The sequence below is a fragment of the Bacillus cereus group sp. BfR-BA-01441 genome (assembly GCF_022663075.1).
GTDB lineage: Bacteria > Bacillota > Bacilli > Bacillales > Bacillaceae_G > Bacillus_A > Bacillus_A cereus.
In genome coordinates this window covers 1-19,065 of the sequence record NZ_JAKUEU010000003.1, presented here as the reverse complement: position 1 = coordinate 19,065, position 19,065 = coordinate 1, and the positions used below count along the sequence as shown (strand labels likewise).

The window sequence follows — 19,065 nt, the reverse complement described above, 5'->3', positions numbered from 1 at the left end:
AAAGCGAGGTAAATAATATGGAACAAAAACATAATGGGATTATTTTTACTGCAATACCAGACGAATCGAATGAATATTATCAACCATTTTATGAAGACTTGATTTACTTTAATGAATGTTTAAATGAAAAGAAATCAATTGCGGATCAACTTATATCTTTATCTGTTGAAGAACAAGACTTTCATACGAGCTGTTTTGAGTATGATGATATTTGGCTAAGAGATGTTGCACCGGTTGTCACAAATCATCTAGTTAAATTTAAATATCGACCAAATTATTTGCCAGATGATCAAGGGCGATATTTAGATCAACAGTTTAATAAATGGTTGAAAAAGAATGACTTTGAATATGTGAAATCCCCATTAATATTAGATGGTGGTAATCTTATTTGGAATAAAAAAGATACCGTAATATTAACAGAACGTATATTTGATGATAACGATGATTGGACAGAAGAGGAAATTATTGAGCAGTTAGAATGGGATTTAGATGTGAGTCGAGTTATTATTATTCCTGCTGAAGAAGGGGATGTACTAGCACACGCAGACGGAATGGTTAAATTTATTGATGAACATACAATGTTTATTAGTGATTTTTTAGGAGATCATGAATTTAGATATAGTGTTCAAGAGATTATTCAAGAACAAATGCCAGAAGCTGAATTTATAGTTGTTCCTTCATCATATACAGAGAAAGGACAATATGATCAAGAGATAGCATCAGCAAAAGGGTTGTATATAAATATGTTAGAATCATGTGATGCTCTTTATGTTCCTAAGTTTGGACTAGCCAAAGATGAGGAAGTTTTACGATATATTCAACAGTATACGGAGAAGCAAGTTATTCAAATTCATGTAGGAGAAATATCAACAATGGGAGGCGCAATGAATTGTTTAACGTGGTATTGTCCAAGCCATTTGTTACCTTCGAAAATGAGAAGATTGAAAAATCAGAATGAAGATTTTTCAATGAAGAAGATTTTTGATTGGTTTTAATAAATAAGTAATGAAAAGAAAATATATTCAAGGAGTATTGATATGTATACCATCGCTGAGTTTTCTCGGATTTGTAAAATGAGTACGCGGATGTTAAGACATTATGACAAAGAGGAGATATTAAAACCGGCATATGTGAATCCGGTTAATGGGTATAGGTATTATGAACAAGAGCAGCTGGAAGTAGCATTGAAAATAAAAAAGCTAAGGGAGTATAAATTTCCTCTTCCAAAAATTAAAATTGTTTTGCAGTCATCGGATCAAGATTCGTTTGTTCAACATATACAATCACAAATTATCGAGTTGTCTCATGAAGTGAAGCAAAATTTACAGGTTATTTCAGAAATGAATGAAATGGTAATGGTGAATAGTAGTCTAAATATTGCTCGCCATAGAAGTTACGATATATTAATGGGAATGAGGAACGAAGTAACGATAATTACTCAAAGAGTAAAAATAGATATAGATGATATAGATGATTATTTTTATGACTTATATGAAGAGGTACAAAAAAATAACTTTCAAATAGTCGGTTCGCCATCTGCAGTCTTTTATGATGAAGAATATATTCCAAGTAACAGTGATATTGAATTAAGAATCCCGGTTATGCAGGGGAATGATGAAGATGTAGTACAAGAATATGAAATGAAAAAACTAAGTCCACATCAAATCGTTACTACTATGCATTATGGAAGTTACGACTATATAGGTTACGCTTATATAGCGTTAGAAGAATGGGTTGAAAAAAATGGGTATGTAATAGTTAATTCGCCATATGAGGTTTATATAAAGGGACCTGAATGTGATTGTTTAGCAGAAGAGTATGTGACACAAATTTGTTTTTTAGTTACGAAAATAGAATGAGAATAAGGATTGACATTAACATTATGTCAATCCTTATTCTATGTACGAAAGCAATTTATCATAATAAAAAGGTGAAATAAAGAGTCACCTTATAAAGTTGCTACAAGTAAATGAAGATATTCCTGTTGACCTTAACACGATGTCAAAGTATAGACTGTACGTACATTCATATAAGGGGTGAACACGTATGAGAAATATAGAAAATAGTTTGTTTTATATGCCTGCGGAATGGGAGAAACATGAAGGTACATGGCTCCAATGGCCACATGATAAAGCACATAGAGGTGAAGGTTATAGAGCTAAGTTAGATGATATTTGGATATCGATGGCAAAGGAGCTTCACTATGGAGAAAATGTCCATATTGTTGTATGTGATGAAGAAGAGAAAATACATGTCCAATCGAAGTTAATGGAAGCTAATGTAAATATGGATAAAATTGATTTCTTAATTCAAGAAACTGATGATATTTGGATAAGAGATAACGGACCAATCTTTGTAACGGATAAGGAAGGGAATCGCTGCCTAACGCACTGGATATTTAATGGTTGGGGAAATAAATATCCGTACGAAAAAGACGCTAATATTCCGAATAAAATAAGTGAAATGTATTGCATTCCAAAAGTTGAATCTAGTGTCTGTCTAGAGGGCGGGGGAATTGAGATAAACGGAAACGGGACCTTAATGGCGGCGAAAACGTCTATTATAAATGAAAATCGAAATCCCACACTAAGTCAGAAAGAAATTGAAATGGAATTAACGAAATATTTAGGAGTAACGAATTTTATATGGATAACTGGTATACGCGGAGAAGATAATTATGATGAAGATACGGATTATCATATTGATGGCGCGGCACGGTTTGTAAATGAAAATACGATACTGTATGAATATGATCCTTTCGGTGAAGGAGAGCCATACCTTTTGGAGGCGTACGAAAAGCATTATCAAGAATTACGACAAGCGAAAAATATAGATGGAAAGCCATTTCAGCTCATTCCAGTACCAGTAACAAGAAAAGTGGTAAAAGAAGCAGACTGTAAGGGTTCATATTTGAATTTTTATATTGGTAATGAAGTTGTATTAGTTCCTGTATATGGTGATGAACATGACAAGTTAGGGCTGCAAATTATTGAAGGTCAGTTTCCAGGAAGAAGAATTGTCGGTATTTATGTGAATGAATTGTATGCGTATGGTGGTATGATTCACTGTGTGACGCAGCAGCATATAGAATAGAGTAATTCAAATGAAAAAGCATGCAGAGCATATACTCTGCATGCTTTTTATAATGCTGAAAACTCCTCAACAAGTTGAGTGAATTGTTTCAATGCACTTTCAATCGGTTCTGGCGTAGTTAAATCAACACCAGCTTTTTTCAATAGGTTTAGTGGATAATCAGAACTTCCACCTTTCAGGAATTCAATATAATTTTTCTGAGCATTCGGATCACCGCTTAATAGTTTATCAGCGATTTGAATGGCAGATGCGAATCCAGTTGCATATTTGTATACGTAAAACGGGCGGTAGAAATGAGGGATTCTAGCCCATCCGTATTTTACTTCTTCATCAAATACAAGTGAATCACCGTTATATTCTTTAAATAGTTTTTCATAAATTTCACTGAAGACTTGTGCATTTAATGGTTTACCTTGTTCCGCCATTTCATGTGTGATTTTTTCAAATTCTGCAAACATAATTTGTGTAAAGAAAGTACCTTTGAATTTTTCAATAAAATGGTTAACTAAATGGTTACGCACGTTCGTTTCTTTTGCTTCTTTTAATAAATAGTGAATTAATAACACTTCATTTACTGTAGAAGCGACTTCTGCCACAAAGATAGAATAATGTGCAGAAATTCTTGGTTGGTATCCATGTGAATAGTGCGTATGCATACCGTGCCCGCATTCATGAGTAAGAGTGAACAGGCTATTTAAATCATCGTGATGATTTAAAAGAATGAAAGGATGAACACCATATACACCAAAGTTATAAGCACCAGAACGTTTTCCTGGTGTTTCTCTTACGTCTATATATCGTTTATCTTTAAAACTTTTTAATGTTTCAATATATTCTTCTCCTAAAGGAGCTAGTGATGCAATCATAATGTCAAATGCTTCACTATATGGAATGTCTTGTTTTGCACCTTCTACTAAATCGACGCCTAAGTCGTATTGTCTTAGTTCATCTACGTTTAATTTTTCTTTTCGAATTTCATTGTATGTATGTAATGTTTGAATGTTTTTTTTCGTTGTATCAATTAGGTTTTCATATACTTCTTTCGGAACCATATCGCCAAATAATGATTTCTCTAGCGCTGATGGATAGTTTCTTAGCTTCGAAACAGTAACATTATTTTTAATAGCAGCGGATAAAGTAGATGCGATGGAATTCTTTAACTGAACATATGGTTTGTAATATGCTTTATAAGCTTCTTTACGCTTTTCACGATTCGTATCTTCTATTAACTTTGCATACATTCCGCGTGTTAAGTTCACTTTTTCTCCATCGTCAGTCGTCACTTCACCAAATAATATATCTGCATTGTTTAACATACCAAATGTGTGCTGTGGAGAAGAAAGAGCTTCACCCATCTGTGATAAAATTGCTTCTTGGTCCTTATTCAATACGTGTTTTTTATAACGATATAATTCAAATAAGTCTTCTTTATAATATTGTAAGCCTTCTGTTTCTTCTATGTAAGAATGTAATGTGCTTTCGTCTATGCTAAGTAAGAAGGGGGAAAAGAAAGATTTCGCTGCACTTACTTTCACGTGTAATTGTGATACTTTATCGACAAGAGATTGCGCGTCAGTATCGCGTGTATCAAGGTCAGATTGTAATCGTGCATAAGCGAACATTAAAGATATTATGCTAGAAATTTCTTCACTCTTCGTTAAATAAGCTAATAAACTATTGCCATCGTGAATATTGCCATTAAACTCGTGTAATTCCTTCGTTAATACTTCAATTTTATGAAAATCACTTTCCCAATCTTCAATTGTATGGTAAATGTCTGTTAAATCCCATTTTTCTATATCAGCTACTTGTAATCGATCTTTAAGTTCTGTCATAATCATTTCCTTTCTAAACATGTAGTTATATTTCTATATAACTATGAAATACAACAAATTGCAAAAAATCCCTGCTGAAAATTGAAAAGCCTTGCTAAAATAACAAGGCTTACATACTTATAGTGTAATTCCAAATTTTGAATGTAAAAGGTTTGTAAATTGCATGTCTGTAACGGTTTCTTTCGTTTTTTTACCATTTTTCGCTACTGTAAGGCTATCTTTCGTTAAAGAGGCATGCCCATCTTCAGTTAGTTTTACAATAAGAGGTAGTTTATTAAAGGGTGACCCTTCATGTTCAACGATAATTTTTTGTGCTGTATTTGCTTTTTCTTCATCCACTTCTTCTATATAAAATGCATAGCCTAACGTCCAATCATCAGCAGAAGATTGATCCAAGAACTCATTGTTTTTCCGCATCTCTAAAATGTAGTTTCCCTTTTCGGTCATTTCTTTACGAATACGATAATCTCCTGTAACAGAGTGAATGACTTCACCTGAGAAAGGGACAGGGGCAAGAGGTAAGTATGATCCGAATCCTACTTCAATTAAATAAAGTTCATTATGATGTGTTAAAACGGTTGCGATATGGCCAGAATCAACAGCCCATATGGAGTTTGCAGCGTTATAAACTGTTCCTGAAACGAGATGAACATCGAATCCAAAATCTTTCAGGAAGTAATACATAGTAGGATTGAGTTCATAACAAAGACCGCCACGGTTATTTACTAAAATTTTCTCTTTCAAATTTTCTTTTGATATTTCTTTAAAATTCTTTTCGAGAATATTTAAGTTTTCAAAAGGAACAGTTTGTGCCATTGCGTACATAATGTTAGATAAATCTTCAAATGAAACTGTGTCTTTTTCTTCTATATGTAATCGTGCGAAAAATTGTTTTTGAAAGTCTGTCATCGAAATCCCTCCGTTATGCTTTTATAGGTAAATTGTAAACAATCTTGAATAGGATGTGAAATTAAAACTACGTTGAATATTTGAAGTGAGATTAAAAATAATGTGGGAGAGTGAGAGATTGCTACTTTACTAACGGTGGGACGAATATTATAATAATTCTGATAAACTATGCAAACGCTTTCTTAGAAGGGGATGGTGTACAGATGTTTAAAAGAATAACAATAGTCGGATTGTCAGTTGTTTTGTTTTTACCTAGTATATATGAGGGGAGTAAAGCATATGCAGATACAGTTAACAATGGAACGTTAATGCAGTATTTTGAGTGGTATGCTCCGAATGATGGGAATCATTGGAATCGTTTGCGTACTGATGCTGAAAATTTAGCGCAAAAGGGAATTACATCTGTTTGGATACCACCTGCATATAAAGGAACTACGCAAAATGACGTAGGATATGGAGCATATGATTTATATGATTTGGGGGAATTCAATCAAAAGGGAACAGTGCGGACGAAATATGGGACGAAAGCACAATTGAAGTCTGCAATTGACGCTTTACATAAGAAAAACATCGATGTATACGGTGATGTAGTTATGAATCATAAAGGTGGGGCTGATTATACAGAAACTGTCACAGCAGTTGAGGTAGACCCAAGCAATCGAAATGTTGAAGTATCAGGTGATTATGAAATTAGTGCTTGGACAGGATTTAACTTTCCAGGGCGTGGAGATTCTTATTCTAATTTCAAATGGAAATGGTATCATTTTGACGGAACAGATTGGGATGAAGGAAAGAAATTAAACCGAATTTATAAATTTAGGGGCATAGGTAAAGCGTGGGACTGGGAAGTGTCTAGCGAGAATGGGAATTATGATTATTTGATGTACGCGGATCTTGATTTTGATCATCCAGATGTTGCGAATGAAATGAAAAAATGGGGAACGTGGTATGCGAAGGAATTAAATTTAGATGGCTTTCGTTTAGATGCTGTTAAACATATTGATCATGAATATTTGCGCGATTGGGTAAATCATGTTAGACAGCAAACGGGGAAAGAAATGTTTACAGTAGCTGAATATTGGCAAAATGATATCCAGACTTTAAATAATTATTTAGCGAAGGTCAATTATAATCAATCTGTGTTCGATGCACCACTGCATTATAATTTTCATTATGCTTCAACAGGAAATGGGAATTATGATATGAGAAATATTTTAAAAGGAACGGTAGTTGCGAATCATCCTACACTTGCGGTTACTCTAGTTGAAAATCATGATTCACAGCCTGGTCAGTCATTGGAATCTGTAGTGAGCCCTTGGTTCAAACCGTTGGCATATGCATTTATTTTAACGCGTGCAGAGGGATATCCTTCTGTTTTCTATGGTGATTACTATGGTACAAAAGGAAATAGTAATTATGAAATTCCAGCGTTAAAGGACAAAATTGATCCGATTTTGACGGCACGAAAAAACTTTGCATACGGTACGCAGCGTGATTATTTTGATCATCCAGATGTGATTGGCTGGACAAGAGAAGGTGATAGTGTACATGCTAATTCTGGTTTAGCAACATTAATCTCTGATGGACCAGGAGGGTCAAAGTGGATGGATGTTGGGAAGAATAACGCAGGGGAAGTATGGTACGATATTACGGGTAATCAAACAAATACTGTAACAATTAATAAGGATGGTTGGGGACAATTCCAAGTAAGTGGAGGATCAGTTTCCATATATGTTCAGCGGTAGGTTTCCCCCTTCTTTTTTACATGCTGCATAGTTATAAAGGTATGACACCTTTACTTCTCACTTAACATATAGTATGATGATTTCAGTAAATTAGATTTCAATGACTATAATATAAATTAATGAGAGGTGCTTTTTTGTGAGTGCGGTAGGTACTAAATAGGAAAAATTTAATGAAATAAATCGGATAAAATCAGGGGATTTTTATGTGTATCATACCCCTAAATTTGTCATGGATTTATTTCGATACCTATGAAGATACCTACAACACTTTATAAAGCGTGTAATAAGGGGATTGCCATCTGTTTTTTATGGCTTATTTCCTCATATGTTATTACTCATGCCTTGTAAATGTAAAAGCTGCGGTATCCCCGCAGCTTTTTTGTATATATTTTTAATGTATAAAAATGGTAATTGGATAATGTAGAGCTCATTGGAATCTAATGAGTAGGTATCTTCATTTATGATAAAAATCAATCATAGTGAGGAGAAACAAAATGAATACGATGACTTTTGAAAAGTTACAATATAACGAATTAAAGGATATAGTGAAATCTTATTGTGTAAGTGGATTAGGTAAGGAATTATTAAACAAATTAGAGCCGAGTACGAGTATAAAAGTAGTGAGAAATCGCTTGAATGAAACGACAGAAGCACGAGCTATATTAGATGCAGAAGGGCATGTTCCTTTCTTCGGCATTTCTAATATTGCTAGTACAATTCAAAAATTAGAAAAAGGGATGATTTTAGATCCAGAAGAATTAGTAAGTGTTTCAGACTTTTTACGTGGGTGTAGAAAGATTAAAAAGTTTATGTTAGATAAAGAATTTTTTGCACCAGTATTAGCTTCTTATGCAAATTCAATGACTGAATATAAAAGTATTGAAGAGGAAATTAACTTTTCAATTAAAGGAAATAGTATTGATGTAGCTGCAAGTAAAGAGTTAAAACGAATTCGAAATAATATCGATTCTGTAGATGGGAAAATAAAAGAACGTTTAACGAAGTTTTTAAATAGTAGTGCAAATAAGAAATTCATTCAGGAATTCTTTATTAGTAAAAAGGATGACCGTTATACGATTCCAATTAAATCTTCCTATAAAAATCAAGTTGCTGGAAGTATTATTGAAGCCTCGGCAAAAGGTTCTACTGTATTTATAGAACCGCATACGGTTACGAAATTGAATGCAGAATTAGCAGGTTTGAAAGCAGAAGAAGCGGTTGAAGAGTATCAGATTTTAGCAACTTTATCAGGAATGGTGTTAGAAAACATTTATAGTATAAAGATTAACATGGAGCTAATTAGTCAGTATGATATGGTATTTGCGAAAGCGAAGTTTAGTAAATCGATTGATGGAATAGAACCGAAGTTAAACGATCATGGCTACATTCATTTAGTGAATTGTAAGCATCCGCTTTTAACAGGGCAAGTTGTACCGTTACATTTTAAAATTGGTCAAGAGTATCGTAGTTTAATTATTACAGGGCCGAATGCGGGCGGAAAGACAATTGTGTTAAAAACGATTGGATTGTTAACATTAGCTACAATGTCAGGTCTTCATATTGCAGGAGATAAAGGTACAGAAATCGCTATTTTCGAAAATGTATTCGTAGATATTGGTGATAATCAAAGTATTGAAAATGCACTAAGTACATTTTCGTCTCATATGAAAAATCTTTCTGAGATTATGAGGATGTCAAATAATAATACGTTACTTTTATTTGATGAAATAGGGAGCGGTACAGAACCAAATGAAGGTGCAGCACTTGCAATTTCTATTTTAGAAGAGTTGTACTTTGCGGGATGTATTACCGTTGCGAGTACGCATTACGGAGAAATTAAACGATTCTCAGAAATGCATGATGACTTTATGAATGCAGCGATGCAGTTTAATAGTGAAACGCTAGAGCCGCTTTATAAATTAGTTATCGGAAAATCAGGAGAAAGTAATGCACTTTGGATTGCGAATAAAATGAGCGTAAAAGAACATGTACTGAAAAGAGCGAAAGAGTATATGGGAAATAAAGAGTACGCTTTAGAAAAAGTGAATGAAAGTAAAATTAGAAAACCGAAATTTGTACAAGAAAAAAGAGAATCTCATTATGAGTACAAAATAGGCGATCGTGTTAATTTATTGGATCATGATGATTTTGGTATCATCTATAAGGAAAAAGATAATTTTTATAACGTTGTTGTATATTATAACGGTGAATTAGTTGAAGTAAATGTAAAACGTATTACTTTAGAAGTAGCAGCGAAGGAGTTATATCCAGAAGGATACGATTTAAATACACTATTTGTTGATTATAAAGAAAGAAAAATGCAACACGATATTGAGCGCGGATCGAAAAAAGCACTGCGTAAAATTCAAAAAGAAATAAGAAAGAATAGAGGATAAGTTAAAATGGTAACGATTAGACAAGAACAAAAAAATGATTATAGAAAAACAGAAGAAGTCGTAAAAGAAGCATTTTTAAAGGAAGAATTTAGTGATAAAACAGAACATGAACTTGTAAAACGTATTAGAGAATGTGACGCGTTTGTTCCAGAGTTATCAATTGTTGCGGTAGATGAAGATATAGTTGGTCACATTATGTTATCGAAAATTACAATAGAACAAGATGGAACTTCTGTAGAATCGTTAGCACTTGCACCAGTTTCAGTTGCTAGGGGTCATCAGAAAAAGGGAATTGGTGGAAACCTGATTGTAGCTGCATTAGAAAAAGCGAAAGAACTTGGATACGGATCAGTTGTAGTATTGGGACATCCAGAGTACTACCCGAAATTTGGTTTTAAGAAAGCAAGTGAGTGGAATATAAAAGCACCGTTTGAAGTGCCTGAAGAGGTATTTATGATAATGGAATTAACAGAAAATTCTCTTCGAGGTGTAGAAGGAATTGTACAATATTCGAGTGCTTTTGCTGAGTAGGAGTAACGGTTAAGAAATGTAATCATAAAAGATGCTATCTTTTTGTATGGATATACAGAAAGATAGCTTTTTTTATTAAGCGGATCTACTGACGTATATTTTGCTCAATGAATAATTGAGGTGGTAAAATTGATATAGAAACGTAAAGGGAGAGAATGAAATGAATAAGCGAGAAACAGATAGCAATGAGAATGCAGTTACGTTATATGTTACAAGACACGGTAAAACAATATTAAATACGAATCATCGCGCGCAAGGTTGGGCTGATTCTCCATTAGTAGAAAAAGGTGTTGAAGTTGCCACAAATTTAGGAACAGGATTAAAAGATATTCATTTTATGAATGCGTATAGTAGTGATAGCGGCCGAGCGATTGAAACTGCTAATTTAGTATTAAAATATAGTGAGCAATCAAAATTAAAACTTGAGCAAAGAAAAGATTTGCGAGAATTAAATTTCGGTATTTTTGAAGGTGAAAAACTTGAGAATATGTGGGATGTGGTTGGAAAAGCTGCAGGCGTTGCATCACCAGAAGAACTTATGAAGTTTTCTATTCAAGAAGTGATTAATCTTATTAGAGTAGCAGATCCTACAAAACAGGCGGAAGATTGGGAATTATTTTCTACTCGCATAAAAGCTGAGATAGATAAAATTAGTGAAGAAGCTGCTGGAAATGGTGGCGGTAACGTTTTAGTTGTCGTTCATGGGCTTTTGATTACTACCTTAATAGAAATGTTAGACAGTAGCAAAACAAAACTTGGAGTGGAAAATGCTAGTGTGACGAAAATTGTATATCAAGATGGAACATACACAGTCGAGTCTGTTGGAGATATGAGTTATGTTGCAAAAGGGAAAGAAAGTGTTGAAATATAATTAAATCTCCAATAGATACAAGAAAAGGAAGGTAGAGAAATCTAGCTTCCTTTTCATTTTGTGAATTATGGGATTAATAAAATCTTCCCTGTGCTTTTACGGCTCTCTAATAATTCATGAGCAAGAGCACCGTCTTGTAAAGAGAATGTAGTAGGATTTGAAATGTTTAATTTTCCAGTTGCGATCCAATCGAATAATTGAGTAGATCGTTTTTTACGTTCTTCATAAGTGGTAAGCACGTTCCAAAGGTCTCCACCAGTTAAAGTTTTTGAAGTATCCATAAGCATAAGCGGATCAACTGGCGCAGGATTACCACCAGCCATTCCGTAAAATACGACAGTACCGCCAATTTTAGTAGCGTTAAAACTTTCCCCTAATGTAGAACCTACTGATTCATACACAACATTTACTCCAGTTCCATTAGTCATTTCAAGTACTTTCATATGCCATGCTTCGGTATATAAAAATACGTGATCGGCACCAGCTAATGTAGCTATCTTTGCTTTTTCTTTTGATGATGTAAGACCAATTACTGTTCCGCCCTGTAGTTTAATCATTTGAATAAGAAGTTGACCGACGCCACCAGCTGCAGCGTGTACTAAAGCTATATCACCTTGTTTTAGTTGATAGCTATCGTACGTTAAATAATGTGCAGTTAATCCTTGTAATAAGACAGAAGCGGCTGTTTCAAAAGAAATAGAATCTGGTAGTGGGATTACTTTTTCAGATGGAACGGCAACTAGTTCTGCATTTGCAAATGGGACGTCCGCAAATGCAATACGGTCTCCTAGGTTGATAGTAGTAACGTCAGCTCCTACTTTTTCAACAATTCCAGCTCCTTCATAACCTAATACATAAGGCGGATTGCCAGCAAGATGATAATCGCCGCGGCGTCTATAAATATCAGCGAAGTTTAATCCGATTGCTTTCGTGCGGACAAGAATTTCATTTGGACTTATGATTGGATCGTGTATTTCTTTATAGTGTAGAACATTAGCGTCTCCGAATGTTTCGAAACAAAGTGCTTTCATATGGAATACCTCCATTTATATTGTTTATAGATGTTCTTTATCATACAATACAAATATCAATAGGCAAAGAGGATTATTTCGATGGAATCAATCGGAAATATCGATTGAAAAGAGGGATGATAAATGGAAATAAAACAGTTAATTACATTTAAAGTAGCGGCACATACTTTGAACTTTACACAAACTGCGAAGAAATTAAACTTTGCTCAATCGAGCGTGACAGCGCAAATTAAAACGTTAGAAGCTGAGCTTGGTACACCTTTATTTGAAAGATTAGGAAAACGTCTTTTCTTAACTGAAGCAGGTAGGAAGTTTCAACTATATGCCGACAAGATGATTGCACTTAGTAACGAAGCAAAGACGGCTGTGAAAGATGATGAAGAAATAGCAGGTACGTTAATAATTGGTGCACAAGAAAGTCAATGTACATACAGACTGCCTTCTATATTAAAGAGGTTTAAAATACAATTCCCAAAAATAAAACTTATATTTAAACCAGCACATTCCAATAAAGATGCGAAGGAACAATTGATGGAGGGAAAAGTAGATCTTGCATTTATTTTGGATGAGTGTAAAACAGAAGATGTTTTACATGTGGAACCGCTTATGAAAGAAGAATTAAAAGTAGTAGCTGCTCCTACACATCGTTTACTTGAACAGACTACTGCTTCTATAAAAGATTTAGAGAGTGAAACACTGTTACTAACAGAATTAGGCTGCTCGTATCGGACTTTATTTGAAGAGCTATTTCGCTGGGAAGATGTATATCCAGCAAATAAAATTGAGTTTGTTAGTGTTGAAGCAATTAAACAATGTGTTATTGCAGATTTAGGCATAGCCGTTTTACCAGCAATAGTAGTAGAAAAAGATATACGAGAGGGGACGATAAAAGAGTTACATTTAGAAAATACAATCTCTCCGATTTATACGCAAATCGCTTGGCATAAAGACAAATGGATGACAGTGCCACTGCGACAATTTATTGATGTAACGAGGGAGTTTTTTGTAACGGATTAAGTGGAGAAATATTTATTTTATATAAAAGAAAAAATGGCAATTATGTATAAAGAACCGATGCTTGAATATAACAAGTATCGGTTCTTTTATGTTTTAAATATAGAATGCTATAAAATGTGTATTTCTCAACTTTTTTTCTTACAAGGATAAGTAAAATTCTTCGTATATTCCAATAATCATAAGGGAATTTACAACATTTATTCGTTTCTGTAAGATGCCTCTAGGAAGCGTGAAAGGAGGACTTACATAGCAGTATAGCTTGTCTTTAGTATACGTACTTATTGTGAGGAGGAATTTAAAATGTTTAAAAAGTTAATGAAAGTATGCGTGTTAAGTGCGGCAAGTATAGGTGTATTATTTAGTTTTCAAGGAAGTACATTTGCAGCTACTGATTTAAGTAGTTATTATGACGGGAAAAATCCAGCAACAACGAAAGTATACGGGGGAAGTACAACGTGTGATGCAGATGGATTTAATGCAAAGTCTACAGCAGTTTATGAAGGTAGTAAAAAAGTAGGGACAGTGTATTTACGTTACAGTAATAAATGTCATGCAGCGTGGTCTAAGCTTGTTTTAGATCAACCAGCTCCTTCTGTTTCTGGAGGGGTATATGCTTACGCTGTTATTAATAAATATAAAAATGGTGTATTCCAAAAATCAGTAGACTCTAATAGTGGCAATGGGGCAATTAAAACAGGACAAACGAGTACGTATACAGGAATGGTGTTTGATTTAACTGCTGATTTTGGTTATACAGCTGATGCCGAAGCGGTGACGATTAATAATGGTTACGGGAAAACAGCACGTTATTAATAAAGGAGTGGAATTCTATGAAGTTTTTTAAAAAGGTAAGCGCATGTCTTTGTCTGGCATTGCTCATCGTAACTAGTGTGTTTAGTACGACCAATAATGATAAAGCATACGCGGAAGACCATTCATATGATGGGAAAAGTCCTTATTATAATAGCTGTGATCAATCCGCAGTAACGAAAGAAAAGAAGTGGATTGATTCAAATTCTTATGTGGAATTAAAATTTAGCACGACGTGTAAGACAGCATGGGCAAAAGTTACTGTAACTCGCCTGGCAGTTTATAATAATGAAGCTGATGCAAGGATTGTTAGAAAAACAGATGGAAAGGCATACACTTGCGGAAGTGCTGGAGGAAATGGTGTTGTAAATAAAGGGCAAACATCATGCTATACGCCAATGGTATATGATTTAGATCCAAGAAAAGCGCAAGCGCAGGGGAAACATGCAATTCCGAATAGTGATGCATATAATTATGCGGAGACTATTTGGTATTGATACGATTATACATGTTTTAAGAGCTGTTATTTGATATAAAAATGAAAGAGCCTTACTGCATTTTATTGTGGTAAGGTTCTTTAAATTTGTTTAATAGATTAAGTGCATCCATTTACAAAGGTCTCTCTATATAATCGCTTTTAAGTATGGCCATAATAATTTCATCTGAGTATGTATCGTTATAAAATAAAGATTGACGTAAGGTTCCTTCTTTTACAAAACCAACTTTTTCATAAGCTTTAATTCCGCGTAAATTATGGCTAAATACTTCTAACTGTAAACGATTTAATGATAGTTGTTCAAAAACAAATCTTAAAACTATTTTAATAGCTTCAGTTCCATAGCCTTGTCCTGTTAATGCTATTGAAAGCATTGATATTCTGAATCCTGCTCTTTTGTTCTCCTCATCGATATCTAAAATCGACAACTCTCCAATCATCTTGTCAGTACTTTGTAAACAAATAGCGAAATCATAGCGACTTGAATCATTATTTATATGATCTATATGTTTCGTAATTTGCTCCAATGAAAAAGTGGACTTAGTTCCAGTCATATATCTTATTTCATCAACCATTGTACTTTCTAATATAATAGGAGCATCTAGCTGACAAAGAGGCCTTAAATAAATTCTTTCGCTCTCTAATCTCATTATAATTTTCTCCTTTAGTTAGTAATTGAATGTATAAATACTTAAACTTTCTTCAATGAGTCACATAAAAAATATGAATCTTAATTCGATGTTACATGAATTTTATAATGGCATGGTATACCTAAAACAAATAATAAATGTTTTATACACAACAAAATGTATCAACGAGTTTTTTGATCATACTATTATTCTTGCTGCTCATTCCGCTTTTAAATGAACACGAATGTATTAACTAAGGTCTGTATCAGGAGGAGTATATCCAAGATGCCTAGCCATTGATACAATTTGTCCTTTATGATGAAACTCATGAGTCTCTGTATGAGTTAAAAGCCATAGCGGAGTTGTACTCCAAGGCTCTTTTTGCCACTTTACTTCATTTGCAATATTTTCGAGCCAACGGTCATTGTATTCATCTAAAAAACGTTGTACAGTCTCATCTATTAATTTAAATCTAGCACGGACTTTCGCGACATCTGCATGCTCAATTTCGTAATCGCTAGCAAATGAAAAATCTGCTCTTTTTTGCTTGAATGCGAATGATCCAAGCCAGTATCGATAGCAATCGGCTACATGAATATGAGTCTTTATAATGCTACCGCTTCCGAAATTAGAAACTGTGCTATGTAATTTTTCTACTGGGATTTCTTCCAAAAACGAAAATAGAGTTTCTCTTGTAGAGCTAATAAGATTATATTGTTGTTTTAAAATATGTAACATGCAAGTACACTCCTCTTTTATTAACATAGTAAGTAATTCTATATTTACGAGGAGTGAACCTTTTTATTATTTTTAATAAGCATATTAGATGTATTTCTTATTTGTTTCTGATAGATTAAACAAGGTGAAACTTTAATAAGTTGAACATTCTTAGTTCATAATAAATTGTACATCAAGAAGGGGAACGATAAAATGAATAGACTAGTGGGTTTAAAACAATTTGAAATAACGCGCGGGGCGTTACTTAAATTTATGGAAACGTTAGATGATAAAACTGTGGATACGCAGCCAGAGGGTTTTAACAATACAATTCGTTGGCATATCGGTCACGTGTTAACAGCAGCAGAGACTTTCATGTTCGGAAGAGAATTTAAACAATTGCCAACTGAATATCCAGGTATGTTTGGATATGGATCAAGACCATCTAAATGGACGACAGAAGGACCATCGTTAGAAGTGTTAACGGCTCAATTAAAAGAACAAGCAAAACGTATTAACGAAATTCCAGCAGAAGCATTTGAAAATAAACTGCCAGAGCCATTCCTAGGATTGGAAACAGTAGGGGAGCTTTACGGTATGATGCTTTATCATGAAGCTGATCATATTGGGCAAATGAAAGCGATGGAACGTATTATTAAAGCTCTTTAGTCTTAATTGCATATAACAAGCAATACAGTTGTAATGTTAAATAATATATACAAAAAAGGTAGATAAATTATTATCTACCTTTTTTGTATAACTTCTTGAAGGATTAGAGAATTTTATAATTTTTTATGTTGTGATTATTAATTATAGTATTCCTAAATATGGAATATACGTATAATGATAGAGAAGAACTAGAAATAGGGGTGAATACTATGATTACATTAGAGAAAAAGTTGGAGCAATATAAACATACATATGTACAGTTAAAGGGAGAACTAAAATGGAAAACGAGTGATTCTCGAACAGGAATGATGATTGCTGCTATGTATGCAGGTAGTGATAAATTGTTTGATCTCGGACGTTTTTTAGAAATTAGTAGTTATATTAAGAATCAGGTAGGGATGTTTTCATACTTAAAGTCTTATCATCGTTTTGTAGTGGCCGCAACATTAGATATTCACTTTACAGATTACAAGGAAGCTTTTCGGACGTTTTTAGATTTATATGAACAATTGGTCACTGGTGGCTTTAGCCGGAGTATATTTACTTATCTCGCAGCAGCTGTGCTTTTAACAGAAGAAAATGAACAGCATGGCGCGCACATTCAGCGTTCGATGCAAGTATATAAACGCATGAAAAAGGATCACCTCTTTCTTACAAGTACAAATGATTATCCGCTCGCAGTTTTATTAGCAGGACAATCAGAGCATGTAGAAACACTTATGGACCGAGTGGAACGTCTTTATCAGAAACTAGCGACAGCTGGTTTGCGTAAAGGGAATGATCTTCAATTTTTGAGTCATATTCTTTCACTAAAGAAGGATGTCAGGGAAGAACTATTAGTTGCAAAATGTACAAATATATGGAATTTGTTAAAGCAAGAAAAGGTAAAAGTAAAACAGATGCATTACCCAGCTATCGGGCTACTAGCGTTACTCGAGGACGGAGAAAAAGAGATTCATTCTATTCGAGCATTTATTGAAAAATTGCAGGGGGATAAATTGTTCCGTTGGCATACAGATACGAATATTCTTATTGCTATTCAACTGTTCGTAAGTCAGAAAGGTGAGGAAAGTAAAGCTACTAACACAGGTTTACAAACAATGATAGAAGTCCTCATACAAGCACAACAGGCAGCCATGATGGCAACGATTGCCGCTTCATCTGCAGCAACATCTTCTGCTAGTAGCAGTTCATAATGTGTAATTGCTTATACTCTTGTAAATTATAACTCCCTTGATAAGGAAGGTTTAAAAAATATTACTAAAAACAGTTAGCCCATCACTCTCTAATGAGTGATGGGCTAACTGTTTTTACATAATCAGCATTATCTTTTTGATTCCTTCAAATGTTTGAGCTGTGTGACAATCATAATGCTAATAACAACGAGTAAAAACCATGAACTAATTTTGCTTAAGTGAACGAGATTCCATGCTTCCCGTTGATTTGGATATTGCCATGCTCCGAAAAATGTTGCGATGTTCTCTGCAATCCAAATGAAGAAACCGATAAGGAAAAAGGAGAGAACGAGTGGTATTTTATATGTAACGCCTCGTAATGAAAATTCCACAAATGTCCGAAAGAAAACGATGAATAGAAGTAAAGTTAAGAACCATCTAAAATCGTATAGAAAATGATGCGTGAAAAAATTGAAGTAAATCATTGCTCCTAATGGCACGGTAAAAATAGCTTTCGGCCAATAATGCATTTGTAAATGCAACCTTCTCCACGCTTGGCATATGTAACTTGCGACACTTGCGTACATAAAGCCGCTGTAAAGCGGAACTCCAAAAATCTTTGAATACGCCTCTTCAGGATAACTCCATGAACCGAAATGAACTTTATATATTTCTAGTAAAAGGCCGATGAGGTGAAAGACAGTAATTACTTTTAATTCGTCTTTCGTCTCAAGTCCAGTCTTGTACATAATCCACTGCATAAGAAGACATGCGATGAGTATGAAATCATAGCGATATAACCCTGGAATAGAAACGATTTTTGAAAGGGCTAGTGTTAAGAAAATAACGACTGGGAATAAGCAAGATAATGCTTGCTCGTAAGTGAAGTGTAGTAGTTGTTTTATATGGAACATTGTGTCACCTTCGGGATTTTTATTAGAAAAATCAAAATAATTAATAAGTATACTACAATTTAAAAAATAATCCAGTAGTCTATTTTGCATGTATTTGTAAGTTTTAGAAGGGAATTGTAATGAGTATTTTAATATTTAGCGAAGTGAAAAAATAGTTTGCTATTTAAAAAAAGTGGGGATATAATATCTAAATGAAAATGATAATTATTATCAATAATAATTATAAA

The 19,065-nt window shown here is 34.0% G+C and carries 18 protein-coding genes; 12 read left to right on the top strand and 6 right to left on the bottom strand.

Annotated elements, in window-relative coordinates; all coding sequences use genetic code 11:
* The first annotated feature begins 17 nt into the window (after nt 1-17).
* The 3 genes from MR107_RS02230 to MR107_RS02220 all read left to right on the top strand — a co-directional run bounded on the left by MR107_RS02230 (nt 18) and on the right by MR107_RS02220 (nt 3,093).
* Nucleotides 18-995 carry an agmatine deiminase family protein gene (locus tag MR107_RS02230; protein ID WP_000435519.1) on the top strand — a complete coding sequence of 326 codons (978 nt, stop codon included), beginning with the start codon at nt 18-20 and terminating at the stop codon, nt 993-995.
* A gap of 42 nt (nt 996-1,037) precedes the next feature.
* Complete coding sequence (locus MR107_RS02225) at nt 1,038-1,859, top strand: MerR family transcriptional regulator (RefSeq protein WP_000287980.1); 822 nt, start codon at nt 1,038-1,040, stop codon at nt 1,857-1,859.
* 187 nt (nt 1,860-2,046) lie between these two features.
* Nucleotides 2,047-3,093: an agmatine deiminase family protein gene (locus MR107_RS02220; RefSeq protein ID WP_242292033.1), complete on the top strand. Its 1,047-nt coding sequence runs from the start codon at nt 2,047-2,049 to the stop codon at nt 3,091-3,093.
* A gap of 47 nt (nt 3,094-3,140) precedes the next feature.
* Here MR107_RS02220 and pepF read toward each other — a convergent pair whose 3' ends face one another.
* Together pepF and MR107_RS02210 are read right to left on the bottom strand one after the other, a co-directional pair.
* On the bottom strand, nt 3,141-4,928 hold the full coding sequence (pepF, locus tag MR107_RS02215; protein ID WP_000137534.1) for an oligoendopeptidase F: 1,788 nt from the start codon (nt 4,926-4,928) through the stop codon (nt 3,141-3,143).
* Nucleotides 4,929-5,045: 117 nt separating this feature from the next.
* Entirely contained in the window at nt 5,046-5,837 is a 792-nt protein-coding gene (locus MR107_RS02210) for an arylamine N-acetyltransferase family protein (protein WP_048538083.1), read from the bottom strand.
* Between the two features lie 203 nt (nt 5,838-6,040).
* On the opposite strand from MR107_RS02210, the gene amyS reads away from it, so the two are divergent.
* The 4 genes from amyS (at nt 6,041) to MR107_RS02190 (ending at nt 11,380) form a co-directional block, all read left to right on the top strand.
* Entirely contained in the window at nt 6,041-7,582 is a 1,542-nt protein-coding gene (amyS, locus tag MR107_RS02205) for an alpha-amylase (protein WP_017656311.1), read from the top strand.
* A 494-nt stretch (nt 7,583-8,076) separates the two neighbouring features.
* Entirely contained in the window at nt 8,077-9,978 is a 1,902-nt protein-coding gene (locus MR107_RS02200; protein WP_048538082.1) for an endonuclease MutS2, read from the top strand.
* Between the two features lie 6 nt (nt 9,979-9,984).
* Nucleotides 9,985-10,509 (top strand): GNAT family N-acetyltransferase, encoded by a 525-nt coding sequence (locus MR107_RS02195; protein WP_048538081.1) that lies wholly within the window; start codon nt 9,985-9,987, stop codon nt 10,507-10,509.
* A gap of 160 nt (nt 10,510-10,669) precedes the next feature.
* Nucleotides 10,670-11,380, top strand: coding sequence for a histidine phosphatase family protein (locus MR107_RS02190; RefSeq protein ID WP_001042044.1), 711 nt, complete (start codon nt 10,670-10,672; stop codon nt 11,378-11,380).
* Nucleotides 11,381-11,445: 65 nt separating this feature from the next.
* Here the strand turns inward: MR107_RS02190 and MR107_RS02185 are convergent, their stop codons facing one another.
* The gene (locus MR107_RS02185) at nt 11,446-12,411 is read right to left on the bottom strand and encodes a quinone oxidoreductase family protein (RefSeq protein ID WP_242292032.1); all 966 of its coding nucleotides are present in this window, start codon (nt 12,409-12,411) and stop codon (nt 11,446-11,448) included.
* Nucleotides 12,412-12,534: 123 nt separating this feature from the next.
* Between MR107_RS02185 and MR107_RS02180 the strand changes: the two genes are divergently transcribed.
* The 3 genes from MR107_RS02180 (at nt 12,535) to MR107_RS02170 (ending at nt 14,735) form a co-directional block, all read left to right on the top strand.
* Nucleotides 12,535-13,428 (top strand): LysR family transcriptional regulator, encoded by an 894-nt coding sequence (locus tag MR107_RS02180; protein ID WP_086395299.1) that lies wholly within the window; start codon nt 12,535-12,537, stop codon nt 13,426-13,428.
* 300 nt (nt 13,429-13,728) lie between these two features.
* Entirely contained in the window at nt 13,729-14,241 is a 513-nt protein-coding gene (locus MR107_RS02175; protein ID WP_000473735.1) for a DUF2690 domain-containing protein, read from the top strand.
* A 17-nt stretch (nt 14,242-14,258) separates the two neighbouring features.
* Nucleotides 14,259-14,735 carry a DUF2690 domain-containing protein gene (locus tag MR107_RS02170; protein ID WP_086395300.1) on the top strand — a complete coding sequence of 159 codons (477 nt, stop codon included), beginning with the start codon at nt 14,259-14,261 and terminating at the stop codon, nt 14,733-14,735.
* A 112-nt stretch (nt 14,736-14,847) separates the two neighbouring features.
* Here the strand turns inward: MR107_RS02170 and MR107_RS02165 are convergent, their stop codons facing one another.
* The gene (locus MR107_RS02165) at nt 14,848-15,384 is read right to left on the bottom strand and encodes a GNAT family N-acetyltransferase (protein WP_086395301.1); all 537 of its coding nucleotides are present in this window, start codon (nt 15,382-15,384) and stop codon (nt 14,848-14,850) included.
* A 228-nt stretch (nt 15,385-15,612) separates the two neighbouring features.
* Nucleotides 15,613-16,101: a DinB family protein gene (locus tag MR107_RS02160; RefSeq protein WP_086395302.1), complete on the bottom strand. Its 489-nt coding sequence runs from the start codon at nt 16,099-16,101 to the stop codon at nt 15,613-15,615.
* Nucleotides 16,102-16,293: 192 nt separating this feature from the next.
* Here MR107_RS02160 and MR107_RS02155 point away from each other — a divergent pair, with 192 nt between their 5' ends.
* Together MR107_RS02155 and MR107_RS02150 are read left to right on the top strand one after the other, a co-directional pair.
* Nucleotides 16,294-16,749, top strand: a complete 456-nt coding sequence (locus MR107_RS02155; RefSeq protein ID WP_001081123.1) for a DinB family protein — start codon at nt 16,294-16,296, stop codon at nt 16,747-16,749.
* A 158-nt stretch (nt 16,750-16,907) separates the two neighbouring features.
* On the top strand, nt 16,908-17,945 hold the full coding sequence (locus MR107_RS02150) for a DUF4003 domain-containing protein (RefSeq protein WP_242245229.1): 1,038 nt from the start codon (nt 16,908-16,910) through the stop codon (nt 17,943-17,945).
* A 128-nt stretch (nt 17,946-18,073) separates the two neighbouring features.
* Here the strand turns inward: MR107_RS02150 and MR107_RS02145 are convergent, their stop codons facing one another.
* A complete protein-coding gene (locus MR107_RS02145; RefSeq protein WP_242292031.1) occupies nt 18,074-18,838 on the bottom strand; it encodes a DUF817 domain-containing protein in 765 nt (254 codons plus the stop codon).
* Nucleotides 18,839-19,065: the final 227 nt, after the last annotated feature.

Bases quoted from the DNA above. Each gene is read 5' to 3' on its own strand.
- amyS (WP_017656311.1), top strand. From the start codon at position 6,041: ATGTTTAAAAGAATAACAATAGTCGGATTGTCAGTTGTTTTGTTTTTA.
- MR107_RS02155 (WP_001081123.1), top strand. From the start codon at position 16,294: ATGAATAGACTAGTGGGTTTAAAACAATTTGAAATAACGCGCGGGGCG.
- MR107_RS02185 (WP_242292032.1), bottom strand. From the start codon at position 12,411: ATGAAAGCACTTTGTTTCGAAACATTCGGAGACGCTAATGTTCTACAC.
- MR107_RS02150 (WP_242245229.1), top strand. From the start codon at position 16,908: ATGGAATATACGTATAATGATAGAGAAGAACTAGAAATAGGGGTGAAT.
- MR107_RS02190 (WP_001042044.1), top strand. From the start codon at position 10,670: ATGAATAAGCGAGAAACAGATAGCAATGAGAATGCAGTTACGTTATAT.
- MR107_RS02165 (WP_086395301.1), bottom strand. From the start codon at position 15,384: ATGAGATTAGAGAGCGAAAGAATTTATTTAAGGCCTCTTTGTCAGCTA.
- MR107_RS02195 (WP_048538081.1), top strand. From the start codon at position 9,985: ATGGTAACGATTAGACAAGAACAAAAAAATGATTATAGAAAAACAGAA.
- MR107_RS02145 (WP_242292031.1), bottom strand. From the start codon at position 18,838: ATGTTCCATATAAAACAACTACTACACTTCACTTACGAGCAAGCATTA.
- MR107_RS02210 (WP_048538083.1), bottom strand. From the start codon at position 5,837: ATGACAGACTTTCAAAAACAATTTTTCGCACGATTACATATAGAAGAA.
- MR107_RS02220 (WP_242292033.1), top strand. From the start codon at position 2,047: ATGAGAAATATAGAAAATAGTTTGTTTTATATGCCTGCGGAATGGGAG.
- MR107_RS02200 (WP_048538082.1), top strand. From the start codon at position 8,077: ATGAATACGATGACTTTTGAAAAGTTACAATATAACGAATTAAAGGAT.
- pepF (WP_000137534.1), bottom strand. From the start codon at position 4,928: ATGACAGAACTTAAAGATCGATTACAAGTAGCTGATATAGAAAAATGG.
- MR107_RS02175 (WP_000473735.1), top strand. From the start codon at position 13,729: ATGTTTAAAAAGTTAATGAAAGTATGCGTGTTAAGTGCGGCAAGTATA.
- MR107_RS02230 (WP_000435519.1), top strand. From the start codon at position 18: ATGGAACAAAAACATAATGGGATTATTTTTACTGCAATACCAGACGAA.
- MR107_RS02225 (WP_000287980.1), top strand. From the start codon at position 1,038: ATGTATACCATCGCTGAGTTTTCTCGGATTTGTAAAATGAGTACGCGG.
- MR107_RS02160 (WP_086395302.1), bottom strand. From the start codon at position 16,101: ATGTTACATATTTTAAAACAACAATATAATCTTATTAGCTCTACAAGA.
- MR107_RS02170 (WP_086395300.1), top strand. From the start codon at position 14,259: ATGAAGTTTTTTAAAAAGGTAAGCGCATGTCTTTGTCTGGCATTGCTC.
- MR107_RS02180 (WP_086395299.1), top strand. From the start codon at position 12,535: ATGGAAATAAAACAGTTAATTACATTTAAAGTAGCGGCACATACTTTG.